The sequence below is a fragment of the Nocardioides sp. Root151 genome (assembly GCF_001427925.1).
Taxonomy (GTDB): Bacteria; Actinomycetota; Actinomycetes; order Propionibacteriales; family Nocardioidaceae; genus Nocardioides.
The window spans coordinates 1127800-1145117 of record NZ_LMGG01000001.1; the positions used below are offsets into that span (position 1 = coordinate 1127800).

18 protein-coding genes are annotated in these 17318 nt (G+C 68.0%); 4 read left to right on the plus strand and 14 right to left on the minus strand.

Annotated features, from left to right (window positions below; all coding sequences use genetic code 11):
* Positions 1-13: 13 nt before the first annotated feature.
* From ASD66_RS05350 to ASD66_RS05380, 7 genes are all read right to left on the minus strand, one after another.
* On the minus strand, positions 14-1039 hold the full coding sequence (locus tag ASD66_RS05350; protein ID WP_056688540.1) for an NAD(P)-dependent alcohol dehydrogenase: 1026 nt from the start codon (positions 1037-1039) through the stop codon (positions 14-16).
* Positions 1036-1791 carry an iron-sulfur cluster assembly protein gene (locus tag ASD66_RS05355; RefSeq protein ID WP_056890236.1) on the minus strand — a complete coding sequence of 252 codons (756 nt, stop codon included), beginning with the start codon at positions 1789-1791 and terminating at the stop codon, positions 1036-1038. Before ASD66_RS05355 ends, ASD66_RS05350 begins: the two co-directional genes overlap by 4 nt.
* On the minus strand, positions 1788-2831 hold the full coding sequence (locus tag ASD66_RS05360; protein ID WP_056890237.1) for an amidohydrolase family protein: 1044 nt from the start codon (positions 2829-2831) through the stop codon (positions 1788-1790). The genes ASD66_RS05355 and ASD66_RS05360 overlap by 4 nt, the downstream gene beginning before the upstream one ends.
* 108 nt (positions 2832-2939) lie before the next feature.
* Positions 2940-3278, minus strand: a complete 339-nt coding sequence (mimD, locus tag ASD66_RS05365; protein WP_156388542.1) for a propane 2-monooxygenase effector subunit MimD — start codon at positions 3276-3278, stop codon at positions 2940-2942.
* A 2-nt stretch (positions 3279-3280) separates the two neighbouring features.
* Positions 3281-4387 carry an aromatic/alkene monooxygenase hydroxylase subunit beta gene (locus ASD66_RS05370; protein WP_056890239.1) on the minus strand — a complete coding sequence of 369 codons (1107 nt, stop codon included), beginning with the start codon at positions 4385-4387 and terminating at the stop codon, positions 3281-3283.
* A 74-nt stretch (positions 4388-4461) separates the two neighbouring features.
* A complete protein-coding gene (locus ASD66_RS05375) occupies positions 4462-5511 on the minus strand; it encodes an FAD-binding oxidoreductase (RefSeq protein ID WP_056890240.1) in 1050 nt (349 codons plus the stop codon).
* Positions 5512-5654: 143 nt separating this feature from the next.
* On the minus strand, positions 5655-7292 hold the full coding sequence (locus tag ASD66_RS05380) for a methane monooxygenase (RefSeq protein WP_056688558.1): 1638 nt from the start codon (positions 7290-7292) through the stop codon (positions 5655-5657).
* A 111-nt stretch (positions 7293-7403) separates the two neighbouring features.
* On the opposite strand from ASD66_RS05380, the gene ASD66_RS05385 reads away from it, so the two are divergent.
* Both ASD66_RS05385 and ASD66_RS05390 read left to right on the plus strand, forming a co-directional pair.
* Positions 7404-9086: a sigma-54-dependent Fis family transcriptional regulator gene (locus tag ASD66_RS05385; protein WP_200949878.1), complete on the plus strand. Its 1683-nt coding sequence runs from the start codon at positions 7404-7406 to the stop codon at positions 9084-9086.
* Between the two features lie 144 nt (positions 9087-9230).
* On the plus strand, positions 9231-9554 hold the full coding sequence (locus tag ASD66_RS05390) for a putative quinol monooxygenase (protein ID WP_056688562.1): 324 nt from the start codon (positions 9231-9233) through the stop codon (positions 9552-9554).
* A gap of 90 nt (positions 9555-9644) precedes the next feature.
* On the opposite strand, the gene ASD66_RS05395 is transcribed toward ASD66_RS05390, so the two are convergent.
* The 5 genes from ASD66_RS05395 to ASD66_RS05415 form a co-directional block, all read right to left on the minus strand.
* Positions 9645-10202 (minus strand): hypothetical protein, encoded by a 558-nt coding sequence (locus ASD66_RS05395; RefSeq protein ID WP_156388543.1) that lies wholly within the window; start codon positions 10200-10202, stop codon positions 9645-9647.
* 147 nt (positions 10203-10349) lie between these two features.
* Positions 10350-10715 carry a phosphomannose isomerase type II C-terminal cupin domain gene (locus tag ASD66_RS05400; protein WP_056688567.1) on the minus strand — a complete coding sequence of 122 codons (366 nt, stop codon included), beginning with the start codon at positions 10713-10715 and terminating at the stop codon, positions 10350-10352.
* Positions 10716-10886: 171 nt separating this feature from the next.
* Positions 10887-11849 carry a YgfZ/GcvT domain-containing protein gene (locus ASD66_RS05405; RefSeq protein WP_056688570.1) on the minus strand — a complete coding sequence of 321 codons (963 nt, stop codon included), beginning with the start codon at positions 11847-11849 and terminating at the stop codon, positions 10887-10889.
* A gap of 224 nt (positions 11850-12073) precedes the next feature.
* The gene (locus ASD66_RS05410; RefSeq protein WP_056688573.1) at positions 12074-12490 is read right to left on the minus strand and encodes a Fur family transcriptional regulator; all 417 of its coding nucleotides are present in this window, start codon (positions 12488-12490) and stop codon (positions 12074-12076) included.
* Between the two features lie 10 nt (positions 12491-12500).
* Entirely contained in the window at positions 12501-12995 is a 495-nt protein-coding gene (locus tag ASD66_RS05415; RefSeq protein WP_056688576.1) for an FABP family protein, read from the minus strand.
* Positions 12996-13105: 110 nt separating this feature from the next.
* Here ASD66_RS05415 and ASD66_RS05420 point away from each other — a divergent pair, with 110 nt between their 5' ends.
* Positions 13106-13468, plus strand: a complete 363-nt coding sequence (locus ASD66_RS05420) for a DsrE family protein (RefSeq protein WP_056890241.1) — start codon at positions 13106-13108, stop codon at positions 13466-13468.
* Between the two features lie 57 nt (positions 13469-13525).
* Here the strand turns inward: ASD66_RS05420 and ASD66_RS05425 are convergent, their stop codons facing one another.
* Positions 13526-14134: a low molecular weight phosphatase family protein gene (locus ASD66_RS05425; RefSeq protein ID WP_056890242.1), complete on the minus strand. Its 609-nt coding sequence runs from the start codon at positions 14132-14134 to the stop codon at positions 13526-13528.
* Between the two features lie 30 nt (positions 14135-14164).
* Positions 14165-15793, minus strand: coding sequence for a sugar transferase (locus ASD66_RS05430; protein WP_056890243.1), 1629 nt, complete (start codon positions 15791-15793; stop codon positions 14165-14167).
* Between the two features lie 139 nt (positions 15794-15932).
* Between ASD66_RS05430 and ASD66_RS05435 the strand changes: the two genes are divergently transcribed.
* Positions 15933-17318, plus strand: a complete 1386-nt coding sequence (locus ASD66_RS05435) for a polysaccharide biosynthesis tyrosine autokinase (RefSeq protein WP_056688590.1) — start codon at positions 15933-15935, stop codon at positions 17316-17318.

Here is a 17318-nt window from a genome sequence, read left to right on the forward strand (position 1 = left end):
GTGGTGCGGGCCGTCAGGGCACGAGGATCGCCCGGCCCCTGACCCGGCCGGCGTCGAGATCGTCGAGCGCCCGCTGGAAGTCCTCCAGTGGGTACGTCGTCGTGTGCAGGCGTACGTCGCCCCTGGCCGCGAGGACCATGAGCTCCTGCAGGTCGTTGTAGGAGCCGACGAGGTTGCCGATGAAGTTGATCTCGGTGGAGATCACGTCGATCGTCGGGACGTCGATGTTCTCGCCGTACCCGACGACGTAGTAGTTGCCGGCCCGGCGCAGCATCGCGATGCCCTCGGCGGTCGCGCCGCCCTCACCGACGAAGTCGACGACGGCCTCGGCCCCGTTGCCACCGGTGAGCTCCAGCACCTTCTCGACGTGGTTGCCGTCGGCCAGGATCGCGTGGTCGGCGCCGATCTCGAGGGCCAGGTCGAGGGCCGCCTGGTTGCGGTCCACGACGACCAGCGTGGCCGCGGAGATCGCCTTCATCACCTGGATGCCGATGTGGCCGAGCCCCCCGGCGCCGATCATCACGCAGACGTCTCCCGGTCGCGTGGCGGCGGCCGTCTTGGCGACCGCGTGGTACGCCGTCAGACCGGCATCGGCGAGTGCGGCCACGTCGGCCGGTTCGAGCGAGTCGTCGATCCTGACGACGCTGCGTGCGTTGGTGAGCAAGTACTCGGCGTACCCGCCGTGGGTGTCAATGCCCGGGAACTGGCTGTTCTCACAGTGCACGTCGTCACCGAAGCGGCACGCGCGGCACAGGCCGCAGGTCATCAACGGGTGCAGGATCACCTTGTCCCCCACTGCGACGTTGGTGACCGCGTCGCCCACGGCGTGCACCCAGCCGGCGTTCTCGTGGCCGATCGTGTACGGGAGCTCGACGCCGGACTTGGCCTCCCACTGGCCCTCGAGGACGTGCAGGTCAGTGCGGCAGACCCCCGCGCCACCGATCCTGACGACGACGTCGAACGGTCCCTGCACCTCGGGGTCGGGAACCTCTGTCAACTGCATCTTGGTGTGGTAGCCCACGACCTGCACTGCCTTCATGACGCCCTCCTTGCTGACCCGCCACTCGAGGAGCGGGTGTTGGTGATGCGGGTGGCGAGGTCCTCCCCCTCCTCGTAGCGCGTGGCCAGCAGCCCGCGGCAGAAGTGGGAGTTGCCCTCGATGGAGATCCGGACGGCCTTGGCGAAGCGGAGTCGCAACGGCACCTCGTCCGGCGGCACGGGTTCCCCGTGCTCGTCGACGAACACCCGTGCGTGGGGGCCGATGCCCAGCCCGATCGCCGTACGCCGCCGCAGCAGCGCCTCCTTGAGTCGTCCGCCCGGCAGGTTGTTCAGCCGCAGGCGGTAGATGTCCGCCACGGTGAGGCCGGAGTGCTTGAGCCGGTCCTCGATGCAGCGCTCCATGGCCGCGGTGTGCGCCTTGCGCTGGAAGATCAGCCGTAGCTCGTCGAGGCTGTCCTCGGCCTCGACCCCGAAGGTGCCCCGGTAGCCGGCGTCCGCGGCCAACCCGGCGTTGATCTTGTCGGAGTCGTGGTGGTCGTCCAGGAACACCCGGACCTGACCGATGTCCTCCACGCGGCGCAGCGCGTCCACGGCGTCGGAGGTCATCAGGTAGGCGAAGTTCGGTGAGCAGAACGACGTCGGCAGCCGCACGTGCACGGTGACGCCGGTGTCGTCGATGTCCACCGAGCGGACGAAGCCCAGGTCCGTGATGGGCTCGTCCAGCTCGGGGTCGAGCACCGTCGACAGCTCGGCCATCACTTCGGACTCGAGGGACGTGGCCAGGAGTGTCATGACGCCACGGCCTGCTTCGCGCCCGGGGCGACCTCCGTCTCGGCGTCGCCGGCCGAGGTCGGCAACCGGAGGTGCTCGGGCACCTCGATGTCGTAGAGCGCGGCGGCATTGAGCCCCAGGATCTTCTTCTTCTGGTCGGTGGTGATCTGCGCGTAGTCGGTGAGGTCCTCGGGGATCTGGAAGTCCACGAACTTCTCGATCAGCCACTTCGGCGTCCACAGCGCGTAGTCGCTGGAGAACGTCATCTTGTCCTCGCCCACCCAGTAGAGGAGCTCGCCGATCACCTCGGCGAAGTAGCGCGGCCGGGTGTGGATGAACGGCATCACGACCGAGAGCCCGGCGTACACGTTCGACTCCTGGGTGGCGATCCAGCAGAAGTCCTCCAGGCGCGGCAGTCCGCAGTGCTCGACGATGAAGTTCAGGTCGAGGTAGTCCGAGGCCACGGCGTCGACGTCGGCGACGTCGAAGGCGTCGCGGTCCAACGGCTTGAGGGTCGGGCCCTTGTGCACGTGGATGTTGGTGATCCCCAGCTCGAGGCACTTCTCGAGGTAGGTGCGACAGCCCGGGTCGCTGAGCTTGTAGCCACGCGAGTCGCCGTTCCATTCAGCCGTGTAGAGCTTGACGCCCCGGAGGTCGAACTTCTCGGCGTCTTCCACGAGCTGCTTGAGACCCGCCTCACCGTTGCGCGGGTCGAAGGAGTGGTTGTAGGTCAGCTTGTCCGGGTGCTTCTGGGTCAGGGCCCAGCTCTCGTCGGAGCAGGAGAACCCACGCTCGTAGAACTCCATCAGCATCGTGGACTGGAAGATGGCGTGGTCGACGTACCCGTCGTCGAAGAGGTCCTTCATCAGGCGCTCGCCGCCGTAGTAGACGTACTCCTCGTAGCTCCACTTCTCGGAGTCGGGGCTCAGGTTGCTGTGGTAGTCGAAGAAGCAGTCGATGAACTCCTGTCCGTGGACGTTCTTCTGGTTCTCCTTGCGGCCGTCCCACAGGTGAACGTGACTGTCGACGATGAAGTAGTTCTCGCCATCCTTGGTGTACATGTCGTGCCTCGCTTCTCGTGCGTCTGGTGGTCTGTTGGTCTGTTGGTCTGCTGCAGGTCCCGCCCGGGGCCACAGACCCGGGCCCCGGACGGGACGCTCGTGGGTGGCTCAGCTGCTGGCCGTGAGGTCGAAGCCGATGTACTCGGCCGCGTCCTCCGGGCTGGCGAACAACATGGTCTTGTCGTCCAGGTGCACCATCCGGCCGTAGTGCGTGGAGCTGATCTCCTCGAAGACCGAGCCGTCGAACTCCGTGCCGAGTGCGTCGGTCAGCTCGTCGTACTCGAACTCGAGGAGCCGGACTCCGTCGACGCGGATCATCGAGGGGTACTCGGTCAGCTCGACGCCGTCCTTGCCGCCCATGACCTCCGCGACGACGCGCCCGATCGGGGTGTTCATCAGGGTGACGCCACACATGTTGGAGAACTCCGTGGCGGATCCGAATTGCATGTTCACTGGTCAAGCTCCTTCGGGATGTCGAGGCCGAGGTCCTCGAGGAGGGATACGAACTTCGCGGTGGCGTTGGCCTGGCTGGTCGCGAACGTGACCGGCTTCTCGGCGGCCTGGGACCAGATCGGCTGGAGGGCGTGGGCTGCCTCTTGGCAGCGGGGCACCCACTTGGCGAGCCACGAGCCGAAGAGCTCCTTGTTGGCCGCGCCGTGCTCCTCGTCCTGGGTGAGCAGGCGGAACAGCACCCGGGTGTAGCCCAGGTCGCGGTCGTAGTCGTTCTCGCCGGTGCCGACCAGGGTCGGGGTGATGTAGTCGCTGTTGCGGGCCGCGACCTGCATCACCAGCTCGGTGCGGAACAGGGACCCGATCAGCTGCTCGAAGACGATGTTGGTGGCGAACAACAGCTCGCACCAGTCGCCCACGGCGGTCAGCTGCTCGACGACCTCACGGGTGGGCTGCCACTCCGGCGCCTCCTGCCAGACCTCCTTGTGCGCCGAACCCTCGAACGCGACGTCGGCCTCCGCGAGGTCCAGGTTGAACAGCGCCAGGTCCTGGGCGAAGCGCATCTTGTGGGCGGCGTTGAAGGCCACGGCGGTGTTGATCATGTTGGTGGGGCCCGAGCGCTGGATCGAGGTGAACACGTGCAGCGCCAGACCGTTCTCGGCGTGCATCCACGCGCCCACGTTGCGCTCGATGAACTTCAGCCACGGGCCGTTCCACGAGTCGTAGACCCGGGCCCGCTTGGCGTTCTTCAGGCACAGCTCGACCTGGTGCACCACCGCGGAGTTGTTGCGGTAGATCGACTGCTCCCACTCCTCGTTGGGGTCGAGGAACGCGTGCCAGTTCGACGACTTCGCCGTCGTCCACTCCTGGGGGTAGCCGCCGGGACCGTCCCCGAAGCCGTAGATCCACCCTTGGGTGAGGTGCCGTTCGGGGTCAGGCTGTACGTCGACGGTGACGTCCTCGTACATCGTGGCCCGCAGCTTGGCCGGCTTGTAGTAGTTGTAGCTGCGGCTCTTCGAGCTCGGGAAGGTCAGCGCTCCGGCCTCCGAGTCGGTGAACTCGATCTTCGGAAAGCTCCGTTCCTTCTGATCGGTGATGTCTGCCATGTCTTTCAACTCCTTGGTTGATCTGCTTGTTGATCTGCCGGGTTGATCTGCTTGTTCGGCTCGGGTGGTGCTGCTCAGTCCCCGGTCACGGGGCTGGTGAACGAGTCGTGGAAGACCTGGTCCTTCGGCACCCCGTGCTGCTCGAGGAACTCCATCGCCGCGTCGACCATCGGCGGCGGACCGCACAGGTAGACCTCGGCCTTGTTCAGGCTCTCCTCGCGGCGGGCCATCACGTCGGTGACGTTGCCGGCCTCGGCCTCGAACGGGTACGCCGCGGGGTCCTCGGGCATCGACTCGGACAGGCAGACGACGAACTCGAAGTCCCGCAGGCCCTTGCCGATCGTGGTGATCAGGTCGACGTAGAAGAGGTCGTCGGCCGTCCTGGCGCCGTAGTAGAAGCGCACCGGCCTGGTGCTCCCGGTCTCCTCGAGGCACCGGAGCAGGGACAGGATCGGCGCCATGCCCGCGCCACCGCCGATGCAGACCACCGGCAGCACGTGACCCTCCTTGAGGGTGAACGACCCGTAGGGGCCGGTCAGCTTGATCTCGTCGCCGACCGACAGGCCGTCGTCGAGCAGGGCGGAGAACTTCCCGCCCGCGTACTTCTTGATCAGGAACTCGACCTCGCCCGGTGTCGACTGGGTCGTCGCCATCGAGAACGAGCGGGTCTCGTCGGTGCCGGGGATGGTCAGGTCGGCGTACTGCCCGGGCTTGAAGTCGTACGTCGTGGGCTCGGTCGCCGTCAGTCGCAGGGACACGATGTCGCGGGTCATCGGCTCGATCGCCGCGATCCTGGTCGTCACGTCCTGGATTGGGACGCCGCCGAGCAGCTCGTCCTCGTCGAAGTTGAGCAGCTCGATGGTGCAGTCGCTGTAGGCGTGCGCCCGGCAGAGCAGGACGTAGCCCTCGTCGACCTCGGCGTCGTTGCAGGCGAACGTGGAGTAGCGCTCCATCTGGATCTCGCCGTCCAGCACGTAGGACTTGCAGGCCGAGCACTGGCCTTCGCGACAGCCGTGCATCAGGTGGATGCCCTGGCGGAACGCGGCGTCCAGGATCTTCTCGTCCTCGCCGACGTCCATCTCGATGTCGACGGGCTCGAAGTAGATCTTGTGCGTCTCGGGCATGGGGGCTCCTCTCGTCGTGATGCTTCGATGTCCGTGGGGGCGGGTTGGCGGGAAGGTTGTCGGCCGGGTCGGCGGCGCCGCTGATTCGTGGCGGCGCCGCCGACCCGTGCTGGCCGAGAGTCCCGGCGGCGGACGTTGGTCGCTCAGGCGATCTTCGACATGTCGTTCAGCCGGTACTCGGCGATGTGCTTCTCGCGCTCGTCGTCGGACATCTGGTTCAGGAGCACGTTGGGGCTCATGAACTGGATGCCGCGCACGTCGTCGAGGGTCCACATCTTCTTCGGGTCATCGAGGTGGAGGTGCGGCTGACCGATGAGGGTCTTGCCGTCGTCGCGCACATAGCCCAGGTCCTCGACGATGTCGGCGAGGTCCTTGTCGTGGTGCAGCGTCTCCCACTCGCGGAAGCCGGTGAGGCGACCCATGTTGGGCGTCTCACGACCCTCGTACTCCGCACGGAACGCGACGGCGTCGGTCCAGTGGCAGGTCTCGGAGCAGTAGGTCTTCCACTGGCCGTCGACCTTCTCGCACACGGTGTCCTCGCGGATGAGGCACGGCACCATGCAGGTCCAGCAGCGGTGCGGGTAGTTGTAGCCCACGTCCTCGAAGGCGATCGGCTTGTTGTTGCCGGGGTAGGCGAGCCGGTTGTAGTTCTCCCACCACGCGCCGAACTTGCTGTACCAGCCTGGGTACTTCTCCTCGAACCACTCGAAGTCCGTGTCGGTCATCGTGTCGATCCGCCAGTAGTTGACCGGCCAACCGGTGGCGAAGAACTGCGCGACGCGGTGCACGTAGTCCTTGTTGACGATCCGGTTCCAGGCCTCCTCGACCAGGTCGTGCGGGATGGTCAGCCCGTACTTCTCCAGCGGGAGGAGGTAGCTGCGGTAGTAGTCGTCGTAGATCCAGCGACGCCACATCTCGGCGTAGCTCTCGCGGTCCTTGCGGCGGTCCTTCGTGCCGTACTCGATGAAGGTGCCGATCGCGGCGTCGACCACGCAGTGGTTGTTCCACCAGGCGTAGCGCATGTCGCGCTCGAGGAGGGGCCGGTTGCGCTCGTCGGCCAGTGCCATCAACAGGATGGAGTAGCCGTTGGAGATGTGCCGGGACTCGTCGGACTGGACCGAGTGGAAGACCGTCGGCAGCAGGTAGTCACCGTTGGCTGCCGCCTCGTCCGGCATCGCGACGAACAGGGTGTTGGTGAACGCCGTCTCGGCGACCACCGTGAGGTAGATGTTGGCTGCGGTGATCGCGTCACCGGTGATGAAGCCCTCGCCGAACTGGCGGCCGATGGTGCCGGCGTAGTTGTTGGCGAACGCCTTCTCCGTCATGTCGAAGCCGGCCGGGTCGATGTAGTTGTTCATGTACAGCTTCTTGAGGTTCATCTGGATCGTCGAGTGACGCACCTCGTCGATCATCTGGACCGCAAGCCCGTTGTGGATCTCCGGGTTCGGGACCGCGTCGATGGCCATCGGCATCGCACGGGCCGCCGAGATCTCCGGGAACGGGATGATCGAGAGGAACAGCTTCTGCCACTCGAGCCAGCGCTGCTGGACCTGGCGGAACATGTTGCCGCGGATGGCGCCGTCCATGGCGCCGTACACACGGTTGTCCTTCTCCTCCTCCATCGGGAAGTAGGACCGCATGATCTGCTTGAGCGGGTCCTTCTTGGGTGCCTTCTCGAACGTGTAGTCGGTGCCGAAGCGGGTTGCCGGGGTGGCGAAGGTCGGCTCCCAGGTGAGTTCGCTGATCTTGGCGTGGGCCTTGGTGAGACTCTGTCTGCTCATGTTGCCTCCTAGGTCGGGGCGGGGAGAGCACTGATGAAACCGGGGGGCGAACCCCGGTCCTGTCTCAATGTGAGACGCGGGTCACATCCGGCGGCGGTAGCCTGAGTTTTCGTGAGCACAGTCCGCCCGTTCATCCGCATCTCGTGGGAGCGCTCACTCGCCTCCCGCGTCGACACGGACCACCCAGACCCGACGTACGTGGAGAGCGCCCCCGAGTCGGTGCTCCTGCGCGCGGCCCGCCCCGTGCTGGCCTCACTCTCCGACGAGCTGGCCAACGAGCCGGCGTGCCTGATCCTCACCGACAGCAACGGCGTCGTGCTCCAGCGCGGCGGCGGCGACTCTCACCTGCTCAAGGCACTCGACGCCGTCCACCTCGCACCCGGGTTCTGCTACGCCGAGCAGGACGTCGGCACCAACGGCATCGGCACCGCCCTGGAGATCGGCGCGCCGATCCTGGTGAACGGCAACGAGCACTACACCGGCAACCTGCGACAGTTCTCGTGTGCCGGCGCCCTGATCAACCACCCGGTCACCGGAGCCCTGCTCGGCGTCATCGACATCAGCACGAAGGCCGAGAACTCCAACTCCCTGCTGCTGTCGTTCGCCAAGCTGGCTGCCCGTCGCATCCAGGAGCGGATCCTGGAGGAGGCCAACGAGCTCGACAGCGCCCTGCTCGGCGGCTACTACGCCGCATGCCGCCACTCCGGGGGCCCGGTGATCGCGGTCGGCGAGAAAGTCTTCATGATGAACGCGCTGGCCCAGCAGCACTTCGACGCCACGGACCAGGCGGCGCTGCTCGACCAGACCCGCGAGGCAGTGGGCATGCAGGACCCGTGCACCTTCCTGGCCGACCTGCCCAGCGGGGTCATCGCACGGATGGCCTACCAGCCGACCTTCGCCGGAACGGCGCTCGCGGGCGGGATCATCCAGATCAAGGAGCAGCGGACGGCCGGACATGTGCCCCGGCCGCGCGGGCCGGCCCTTCCCGGCATGGCGGGTGCCAGCGCGGTGTGGCGCCACGTCACCCAGGAGCTGCTCGAGACCGTCGCCAAGCGCGAGTGGGTGGTGCTCCAGGGAGAGTCCGGCGCGGGCACGCACACGCTGGTCACCGCCGTCCACCAGCACAGCGGGTCCAACCGCCAGCTGAGCGTGCTGGACGTCGAGACCGCGGGCGCGGACCTCGTGCTGCGGGCGCGCGCGGAGCTGGAAGCCGGGACAGACCTCGTGATCCGTCACGCCCACGCACTCGACGAGACGCAGCTCGACGAGCTCACCGAGCTGTTCCAGGAGATCCAGGACGCCTCGGTCGCCCAGGACCCCTGGGTGGCCCTGACCACGCGAGCCGGCGCGGTCGACGACAAGCTCGACCTCCACCTGCTGCACTTCTTCCCGCGCACCGTGCTGGTCCCGCCCCTGCGACACCACCTCGAGGACGTGCCGGCGCTGGTGCGCCTGCTGCTGAACCGTGCCGGCGCACCCGAGCTGATCCTGTCCAAGCCGGCGATGAACCAGCTCATGCGGCTCCCGTGGTCCGGGAACGTCACGCACCTCAAACAGGTGATGAGCGCGATCGTGCGGGTCCGCCGGTCCGGCGTCGTGGAGGTGGAGGACCTGCCGCCGGAGTGCCGTGCCACCACCCGTCGCAACCTGACGCGGATGGAGACCCTCGAGCGCGACGCCGTGATCGACGCCCTCGCCGACCACGGCAACGACAAGTCCGCCGCCGCTGAGGCACTCGGCATGTCGCGGGCCACGATCTACCGCAAGATCCGCGACTACGGCATCGTCACCTGACCCCGCCCCCTCGCGAGTAACGCGGGGTTACGGTCGCTCCACACGCGTTGTGCCGCGGGCGAAGCGTCAACAGCACCGCTGAAGTGCCGGCGTACGGTCTCAAATCGAGACTGAAGTCCTCCGGAATCGTGGTTTGCTGGGCCGATGATCTTCATCACCGCGAAGTTCCTCGTCCGCCCCGAGAGCGCAGAGACCTGGCCCGAGATCACCCGGGAGTTCACCGAGGCCACCCGGGCCGAGGAGGGTTGCCTGTGGTTCGACTGGTCACGAAGCCTCGACGACCCGACGGAGTACGTCCTGGTCGAGGCCTTCCGCGACGGTGACGCCGGCGGCGCACACGTCGGGTCGCAGCACTTCAAGGATGCCCAGAAGAACCTGCCGCCGCACCTGGTCGAGACCCCGCGCATCGTCTCGCTCGAGGCCCCCGGTGACGACTGGTCGCGACTCGGAGAGCTCGCCGTCGACTGATCCACGGTCGCCGGCGTACGGCGGCACTACCGCGCCCCTCTTGACGCTTTGCACCCGGCCAGAGGGGTGCAGAGCGTCGTGGACAGCGCGTTACTCGCGGAGGGCGACGACGCGCCACGGCGGCACGAACCCGTCGCCGATCCGCTCGTCCCAGACATGGAACGTCGCCCGGATGCTCTCGGCGGTCTCGGCAGTGGTCTGGTTCTGCGGACCGGAGGCGATCGCCAGCAGGCCGTAGTGGAACAGCGAGGCCACCTGAGCCTCAGGCGTGTCCTTGAGCCGCTCCAACTCGCCGACCGCGGCGCCGAGGAATCGGGTCACCAGCTGATGTACGCCGTGTCCCCCGCGCCCCGCGAACCGATGCGCACCGTCCACGATCGCCGTACGGGCCGCGGCCGCAGCGGCGTCCCGGTCATCGGGCTCGACGACCAGGTCCACGGCTGCCGAGTCGGCGGCGGCCCTGAGCAGCAGGCTGGCGATCGCGGCACCGTGCTCCACCGTGTACGGCGCCGCTGGCGCGTCCGGGCCGAGCAGGTGAACGGCCAGGGCATCGAGATAGATCAGCTCCATGGCAGGCATGGCCTCTACACGGAGTCGGGCCAGGCCCTCGGCACTGTGACTCTGCCAGTCCACTGGCGCGGCGTTCATCGACGGCTCCTCTGCTCGGCTCGATCCGGCGTCCGCCTCGGTCACCCTCGTCGATCGGAGGGCTCGATGCGGCCACCTGTCATTGAACCGGTGCTGAACCGGCCCGACGTCTCAATGTGAGACGCGGGCCGAGCCGGGACGTCGGCCTCAGGCCTTGGCTTCCTCGTCCTCGCGGCCGTAGTCGTCCTCGAGGCGGCAGATGTCGTCCTCGCCGGTGTAGGCGCCGTGCTGCACCTCGACGATGACGAGCTCCTCGGAGTGCTCGTTGGTGATGCGGTGCGCAGCGCCGACGGCGACGTCGATCGACTCGCCGGGGCCGGCCACGATGGTCTCGCCGTCGATCACGCAGGTGGCGATGCCGAAGATGATCACCCAGTGCTCGGAGCGGTGCTTGTGGGTCTGGTAGGACAGCCGCTGACCGGGCTTCACCTGGATCCGCTTGACCTTGTAGCCCTGGTTCTCATCCAGGACGTGCCACGATCCCCACGGACGCTCGGCAGATTCGAGAGCCATACCTATCCATTCCTTCGACGGGACTACGGCCGACAGCCTACGGGTCGCGGGTTGTCCCGACCAACCACCACCCGGCGACGTTCGACACGCCAGCATCGACAGCGCGGAACATTGCAGGCATCACGTGACCCGGATCTTCCGCGTTGTCGCGTTCCGCGCTCGTCGTGCCGGTCAGCCGCGAAGGTTGGGCCGCACGTGGAGACCGGCGTCGGGGTCGACGATGACCTCCTGGCCGGCAGGCATGCCGTCGACGGTGAGGTCGGCATCCGTCGGGACGTTGCGCTTGACCATCGCCAGCGCGATCGGGCCGAGCTCGTGGTGGCGTGCCGACGTACCGACGAAGCCGACCGCCTTGTCACCGTGGTGGACCTCGGCGCCCTGGTCGGGCAGCCGGTTCTCCGAACCGTCGAGGTGCAGCAGGGTCAGGCGACGCGGCGGACGACCGAGCGTGTGCACGCGGGCCACCGTCTCCTGGCCGCGGTAGCAGCCCTTGTCGAGGTGGACCGCGGTGGTGATCCAGCCGGCCTCGTTCGGGATGGTGCGGTGGTCCGTGTCGAGGCCGAGTCGCGGCTCACCGCGGGCGATCCGCAGCGCCTCGAAGGCCCACAGGCCGGCTGCCGGGCCGGCCGCCTCGGCGTACGCCGTCAAGCGGTCGCGCGGGATGAACTCGTAGCCGTCGAACGGGACGCCGATGCGCTTGGAGGGGCGCCAGGCCACCGCGGTGTCGGCGGTGACGTCGTCGACCTCGACCCGCATCATGAACCGCATCTTGAGCAGGAAGTCGATCAGGGCCTGGGCCTGGCCCGGCTCGACGTGGGCGGTGAAGGTCTCGCTGTCGGCATCGTCCACGCCGTACATCGCGTGCTCGACGTGGCCCTGCGGGCTCAGGATCAACGCCATCGTCGGGCGTCCGGAGCCGAGCTCGCTCTCGTGCTGCGTGGTCAGGTTGTGCAACCAGGTCAGTCGGTCCGGCCCGGTCAGGCGGATGACCTCGCGGTGCGACAGGTCGACGAAGCCGTCGCCGGCCTCGAGCGCGCGCTGCTCGGTGTTGAAGGAGCCGTAGTGCGCGGCGACATCGGCGTCGATTCCGTTGCCGGAGACCGCACCGGGCAGGTCGAGGAGAGGGCTGGTCACGCTCCCCAGCGTACGTCGTGCGTTCAGGGCTGCATGTCGGTGGTTTCCTGACGGACCCGTCCCTCGAGCCCCTCGATGACGGTGGGCGTGGCGGCACCCCCCATTTGGGGGTCGAACGGCTTGACAGATCTCGCTAGTGTGGACGATTGCGCGGGTCGCAGCCCTCCCCCCGATTGGGCTGCGGCCCGTCTCCCTTTTCCGGGGCCGGACGCCACGGCCGCACGCTATCCGGGGAGGCAGTCGGCGCAGTGTCCGAACACCGTGAGGTGCCCGATGTCGGCGACGAAACCGAACTCGTCGTCGAGCCTCCGCGCCACCGGGGCCACCACGTCGGGATCGACCGAGACCACCTTGTGGCAGTCCCGGCAGACGATGTGGAAGTGCTCGTGCTCGCCCACCGAGTGGTACGTCGGAGCGCGGTCGCTGAGGTGCGCGTGGCGAACCAGCCCGAGCTCCTCGAGGACCTCGAGGTTGCGGTAGATCGTCGAGGCGTTGACCGCGGCGGAGTGCTTGCGGACCTCGGTCAGGATCTCGTCGGGGGTGGCGTGCTCGAGCGCCTCGACAGCCCGGAGGATCAGCTCGCGCTGCGCGGTGAGCCGCTTGCCGCTCGAGCGGATCCGGTCCGCGAAGTCGTCACTCATGTCTGGCCACTCACTGGCGCTGGAGGCGCGCCCAGATGTGCGGTTGCAGGCCCTGGCCCATCGCGGCCATGTCGAACGCGTAGAGCAGGTCGCCCTCGACGTACCCGTAGAGACGCTTGCCGGCGGTGTACTCCTTGGCGGTCTCGGTGCGGGCGATCGCGTCGGTGACGATCTCCATGCGGGCCTCGCCCGCGGTGCCGTACCAGATCTCGGTGAAGCCGGTGTTGTGCGCCATCACGACCTCGACCTTTCCCTCGGGCTTGCAGCGCACGAAGCCGGTCTCGATCGCAGCGTCGCGGACCTTGTTGCCCTCGTCGTCGACGACCCAGGCCCGCGCCATGTAGTGGAAGAACGGGCGGCCGTCGTGGGTGAAGATCAGCTCCTGGCCGAACTCGAACTTCTCGATCGTCGGGTAGTCGCCGTGGCCGTTGCCACGCCAGGTGCCCAGCATCCAGGCGATGGGGGCGCAGTCGGGGTGCAGGTTGTCAGGGAGCTCGAACGGCATGGGCGGCAGTCTAGTCCGCGACCCGGACCATCAAGAGTTCCCGGTTCGCGCATCAAGGATCCACGGTTGGCGCATCAAGAACCCACGGTTCGCGCAGATAGGGTCGGGGCATGGCTCGCAGACTCTTGATCAAGGTGACCTGTGGCGTCGAGGACCCAGAACGCTGCAACCAGGCGTTCACGGTCGCCGCGGCGGCGGCCGTGTCCGGCGTCGACGTCGGCCTCTGGCTGACCGGCGAGGCGGCATGGTTCGCCGTACCCGGCAAGGCGGAGGAGTTCTCGCTGCCGCTGGCCACTCCCCTGGCAGACCTGCTGGCCACCGTGCGCGAGGCCGGGCAGGTCACGCTGTGCACGCAGTGCGCGGACCGTCGCTCGATCACGGCCGAGAACGCGTACGACGACATCCGCATCGCCGGAGCGCCGGTCTTCGTCGAGGAAGCCCTGGGCGACGGAGTGCAGGCGCTGGTCTACTGACCCAGGCATCGCTGAAGGGAATCCGGCGGAATCCGCGCGATTTCCTGCAGCGTTGACTCAGACCGGGTCCACCAGGATCGCGGCCAGGCGGTCGATCTGGTCGGCCATCAGTGTGGCGACGCCGTCGTAGGTCTCCGGCGAGCGCCCGATCGGGTCCGCGATGTCGTACTCCTCGAGGCGAAGGGCGCCACGACCTTCGGCGCATTCCTCGACCAGCCGGCGGAGGCGCTGGTCGTCGGACACGACCGGTGCATGCGTGCGCCTGCCGGGCTGTACGTCGCCCGCGGCCCGGTGCGCTTCGGCGAGCGCGACGAACTCCAGCAACGTGAAGGTGCGTCTCAGCGCCCGCGGCGCCTCCTCGAGCAGTCGCGACCGGATGTCGCGGGTGGCGGCCAGGACCAGCCCACCGGTGTCGGCGACGGTCGCGTCGACCAGTCCTGACTGGAACTGGCGCGCGGTGAATCCGTCCGGGGACCCGCCGCGTTCGACCAGGGTGCGCGCCGACTCGGGGTGCATCGGGCGGCCGGCCATCGCCCGGACTCCGGCGCTGGAGACCTCGAACCGGTCACCGATGCCCAGCGCGTCCAGGCGCGTGCGCAGCAACCGTTCGGCGAACGGGGAGCGGCACACGTTGCCGATGCAGACGAACAGGACGGGGAAGCTCACCTCGAAAGGCTAGTTGGTCGGCGAAGTCCGTCAGTAGGCGCCGCGACCGAGCAACACAGCCCGGACCGTCTTCAGCATGATGATCACGTCACCGATCAGCGACCAGTTGTCGACGTAGTACAGGTCCATCCGCACGGCCTCGTCGAACGACAGGTCGCTGCGACCGGAGACCTGCCACAGCCCGGTCAGCCCGGGGCGCACCAGCAGCCGGCGGTGCATGTCGACCGGGTAGTCCTCGACCTCGGCGGGCAGCGGCGGGCGCGGGCCGACCACGCTCATCTCGCCGGAGAGCACGTTGACCAGCTGCGGCAGCTCGTCGAGGGAGAACTTGCGCAGGAAGTGGCCCAGGCGGGTGATCCGCGGGTCGTCCTTCACCTTGAACAGCACGCCGTCGGCCTCGTTCATCGCCGCCACCTCGGCCAGCCGGCGGTCGGCGTCGACGACCATCGAGCGGAACTTCAGCATCCGGAACGTGCCACCGTCGCGACCGCTGCGGGTCTGGCGGTAGAACACCGTCCCGCCGTCCTGCAGCTTGATGGCCAGCGCGATCAGTGCCATCAACGGGGAGAGTACGACGAGCATCGCCGAGGCCACCACGACGTCGAAGATGCGCTTGACCAACCCGCCGGCGCGACCGACCTGGGGCTTGTCGACGTGCACCAGCGGCAGCCCCCCGACCTGGCGCATGTGGATGCGGGGGCCGGCCACGTCGATCAGGCCCGGCACGACGACGAGGTCGACGTCGAGCGTCTCGAGCTGCCAGCCGATGCGCCGCAGCGCCTGGGAGGACGTGTGACCGCCACCGGCCACCAGCACCGTGTCGGCGCCGGTGAGCTCGCAGGCGGCGACGATGTCGTCACTGCCGCCGAGGATCGGCACCGACGGCTCCGAGCTGAGCTCACCGAGGTGGTGGGACGGCACGCAGGCACCGACCAACGTGTAGCCTGCCCACGAGAGTCGTTCGAGGCTGGCCTTCACCTCGTCGAGCGCGGTCGGTGAGCACACCGCGACCACCCGTGCGTGCAGGCGGCCGGTCTGGCGCAGGTGGTGCAGGACCTTGCGGACGGCGTACCGCGTGGAGAGCAGGAGGACCGTGCCGACCGCAAAGCAGAGGATCACGTAGCCGCGGGAGATGTTGCTGCGACTGAGGAACGACACGGTGCCGACCGCGCCCACCGCCATCAGGGAGGCGATCGCGACCCGGCGGAACTCCTCCGTGCCTCCGCCGAGGTTGCGGCGTGCGTAGGCGCCACCGAGGGCAAGGCAGACCAGCCAGAGCAGGAAGACGAACGGGGTCATTCCGCTCAACAACGCGAACTCGAGATAGGTGTCCTTCTCGAGGACCCCGTCGAGCCGGGCCCGGAACGAGACCGCGATGAAGGCGGTCAGGGCCAGGACGAGTACGTCGCACAGCGCCACGACCGCCACCACCCGAGAGAGGCGGCGGGCGAGCGGCACGCGCCGCGGGGGGAGGTCGAGTGCGGCGTCCTGCTGGGCCGTCGGCGCCTGGGCCCCCGGCGCCCGGGGACCGGGCTTTCGGGCCAGCGGAACCGACGCCGTACGCACGGGGTGGACGCTCGGCGTGAGGTCGGTCAGGGCGACCCCGGCTGCAGGCAGCGTGGCACCGTGACGCACCGTGCGCGGAGCGAGCTCCGTCATGCTCGACCTCATTCCCGGATGGCGGGTTCTCGGGAGGTCAACGAGCCATCCGCGGAGAGGTCACGGACGCGCCGGACGAGTAACGGATCGCCCTAGACTTCGTTGACCTGACGACAGCACCTCTATGCAAAGGTTCGGCGTGGACTTCAAAGACCTGATGCGCACTGCCCGGCGACGCTGGAAGACCATCGTCGCCCTGTTCCTGGTCGCCCTGGTGGCCGCCGGTGCGTACTCCTTCCTCGTGACTCCTCAGTACCAGTCGACTGCGCGCGTGTTCATCTCCACCGACGTCGAGGACTCGTCCGAGGCGATCGCCGCCAGCCTCGTGTCGTCGGGCCGGGTGGCGTCGTACGCCGATCTCGCCACGAGCCGCGAGATCATGTTGAAGGTCATCAAGGAGCTCGGCCTCAAGCAGTCGCCCGAGGAGCTCGCCAGCCAGATCAAGGCCGAGGTCGAGCCACTCACGGTCATCATCGACGTCACCGTGACCGACCCCGACCCCAAGGCCGCGCAACTGATCGCGGAGGCGCACTCCGAGCAGCTCACCAAGTTCATCACCCGCGTCGACGCTCCTGACCGCGCGGCGACGCCGATCCGCGCGACGGTGGCTGACCCGGCCAGCTACAGCTCCGACCCGGTCTCCCCGCGCACACTCCTGAACCTCGTCGTCGCGGGCCTGATCGGCCTGGTCATCGGCTTCGGTGTCGCAGTGCTGCGCGAGATCACCGACAACACGGTCAAGACCGCCGAAGACGTGCGCAAGATCAGCGGTGTCGGCGTGGTGGCCTCCATCGGGTACGACGCCGACGTGCCCAAGCACCCCCTGCTGACCGACCTCAACGGCTTCGCACCGCGTGCCGAAGCGTTCCGCGTGCTGCGCACCAACCTCGACTACCTCGACCTCGACGCCCAGCCGAAGTCGTTCGTGATCACCAGCGCACTGCCCGGCGAGGGCAAGACCACCACCTCGACCAACCTGGCCGTGGCGCTGGCCCAGGCCGGACGCCGGGTGCTGCTGGTCGACGGCGACCTGCGCCGTCCGCGGATCGCCGGGCTGCTCGGACTCGAGGGCCGGGTCGGGCTGACCACCGTGCTGGTCGGCAAGACCTCGCTGGTCGACAGCATCCAGCAGCACACCGAGACCGGCGTCGACTTCCTCAGCGGCGGCCCGATCCCGCCGAACCCCACCGAGGTGCTGCAGTCCAATGCCACCCGCGACCTGATCGGCAAGCTGCGCGACATGTACGACGTGGTCATCATCGACGCTCCCCCACTGCTGCCGGTGGCCGACGCGGCGATCCTGGCCCGCGCGGCAGACGGTGCCCTGCTGGTCACCCGTCACGGCAAGACGACCAAGGAGCAGCTGCACGACGCCTGCCAGCGCATCGAGCAGGTCGACGCCAAGCTGTACGGCGTGATCGTCAACATGGCCCCGCGTCGCAGCAACCAGGACTATTACTACTACTACGCCGACGAGGACGACGCGGCGAACAAGACCGGCCGCTGGGTCTCGCTGAAGCCCTGA

Bases quoted from the DNA above. Each gene is read 5' to 3' on its own strand.
- ASD66_RS05390 (WP_056688562.1), top strand. From the start codon at position 9,231: ATGATCTTCATCACCGCGAAGTTCCTCGTCCGCCCCGAGAGCGCAGAG.
- ASD66_RS05375 (WP_056890240.1), bottom strand. From the start codon at position 5,511: ATGCCCGAGACGCACAAGATCTACTTCGAGCCCGTCGACATCGAGATG.
- ASD66_RS05380 (WP_056688558.1), bottom strand. From the start codon at position 7,292: ATGAGCAGACAGAGTCTCACCAAGGCCCACGCCAAGATCAGCGAACTC.
- ASD66_RS05395 (WP_156388543.1), bottom strand. From the start codon at position 10,202: ATGAACGCCGCGCCAGTGGACTGGCAGAGTCACAGTGCCGAGGGCCTG.
- ASD66_RS05350 (WP_056688540.1), bottom strand. From the start codon at position 1,039: ATGAAGGCAGTGCAGGTCGTGGGCTACCACACCAAGATGCAGTTGACA.
- ASD66_RS05370 (WP_056890239.1), bottom strand. From the start codon at position 4,387: ATGGCAGACATCACCGATCAGAAGGAACGGAGCTTTCCGAAGATCGAG.
- ASD66_RS05360 (WP_056890237.1), bottom strand. From the start codon at position 2,831: ATGTACACCAAGGATGGCGAGAACTACTTCATCGTCGACAGTCACGTT.
- ASD66_RS05430 (WP_056890243.1), bottom strand. From the start codon at position 15,793: ATGACGGAGCTCGCTCCGCGCACGGTGCGTCACGGTGCCACGCTGCCT.
- ASD66_RS05420 (WP_056890241.1), top strand. From the start codon at position 13,106: ATGGCTCGCAGACTCTTGATCAAGGTGACCTGTGGCGTCGAGGACCCA.
- ASD66_RS05355 (WP_056890236.1), bottom strand. From the start codon at position 1,791: ATGACACTCCTGGCCACGTCCCTCGAGTCCGAAGTGATGGCCGAGCTG.
- ASD66_RS05410 (WP_056688573.1), bottom strand. From the start codon at position 12,490: ATGAGTGACGACTTCGCGGACCGGATCCGCTCGAGCGGCAAGCGGCTC.
- ASD66_RS05400 (WP_056688567.1), bottom strand. From the start codon at position 10,715: ATGGCTCTCGAATCTGCCGAGCGTCCGTGGGGATCGTGGCACGTCCTG.
- mimD (WP_156388542.1), bottom strand. From the start codon at position 3,278: ATGCAATTCGGATCCGCCACGGAGTTCTCCAACATGTGTGGCGTCACC.
- ASD66_RS05415 (WP_056688576.1), bottom strand. From the start codon at position 12,995: ATGCCGTTCGAGCTCCCTGACAACCTGCACCCCGACTGCGCCCCCATC.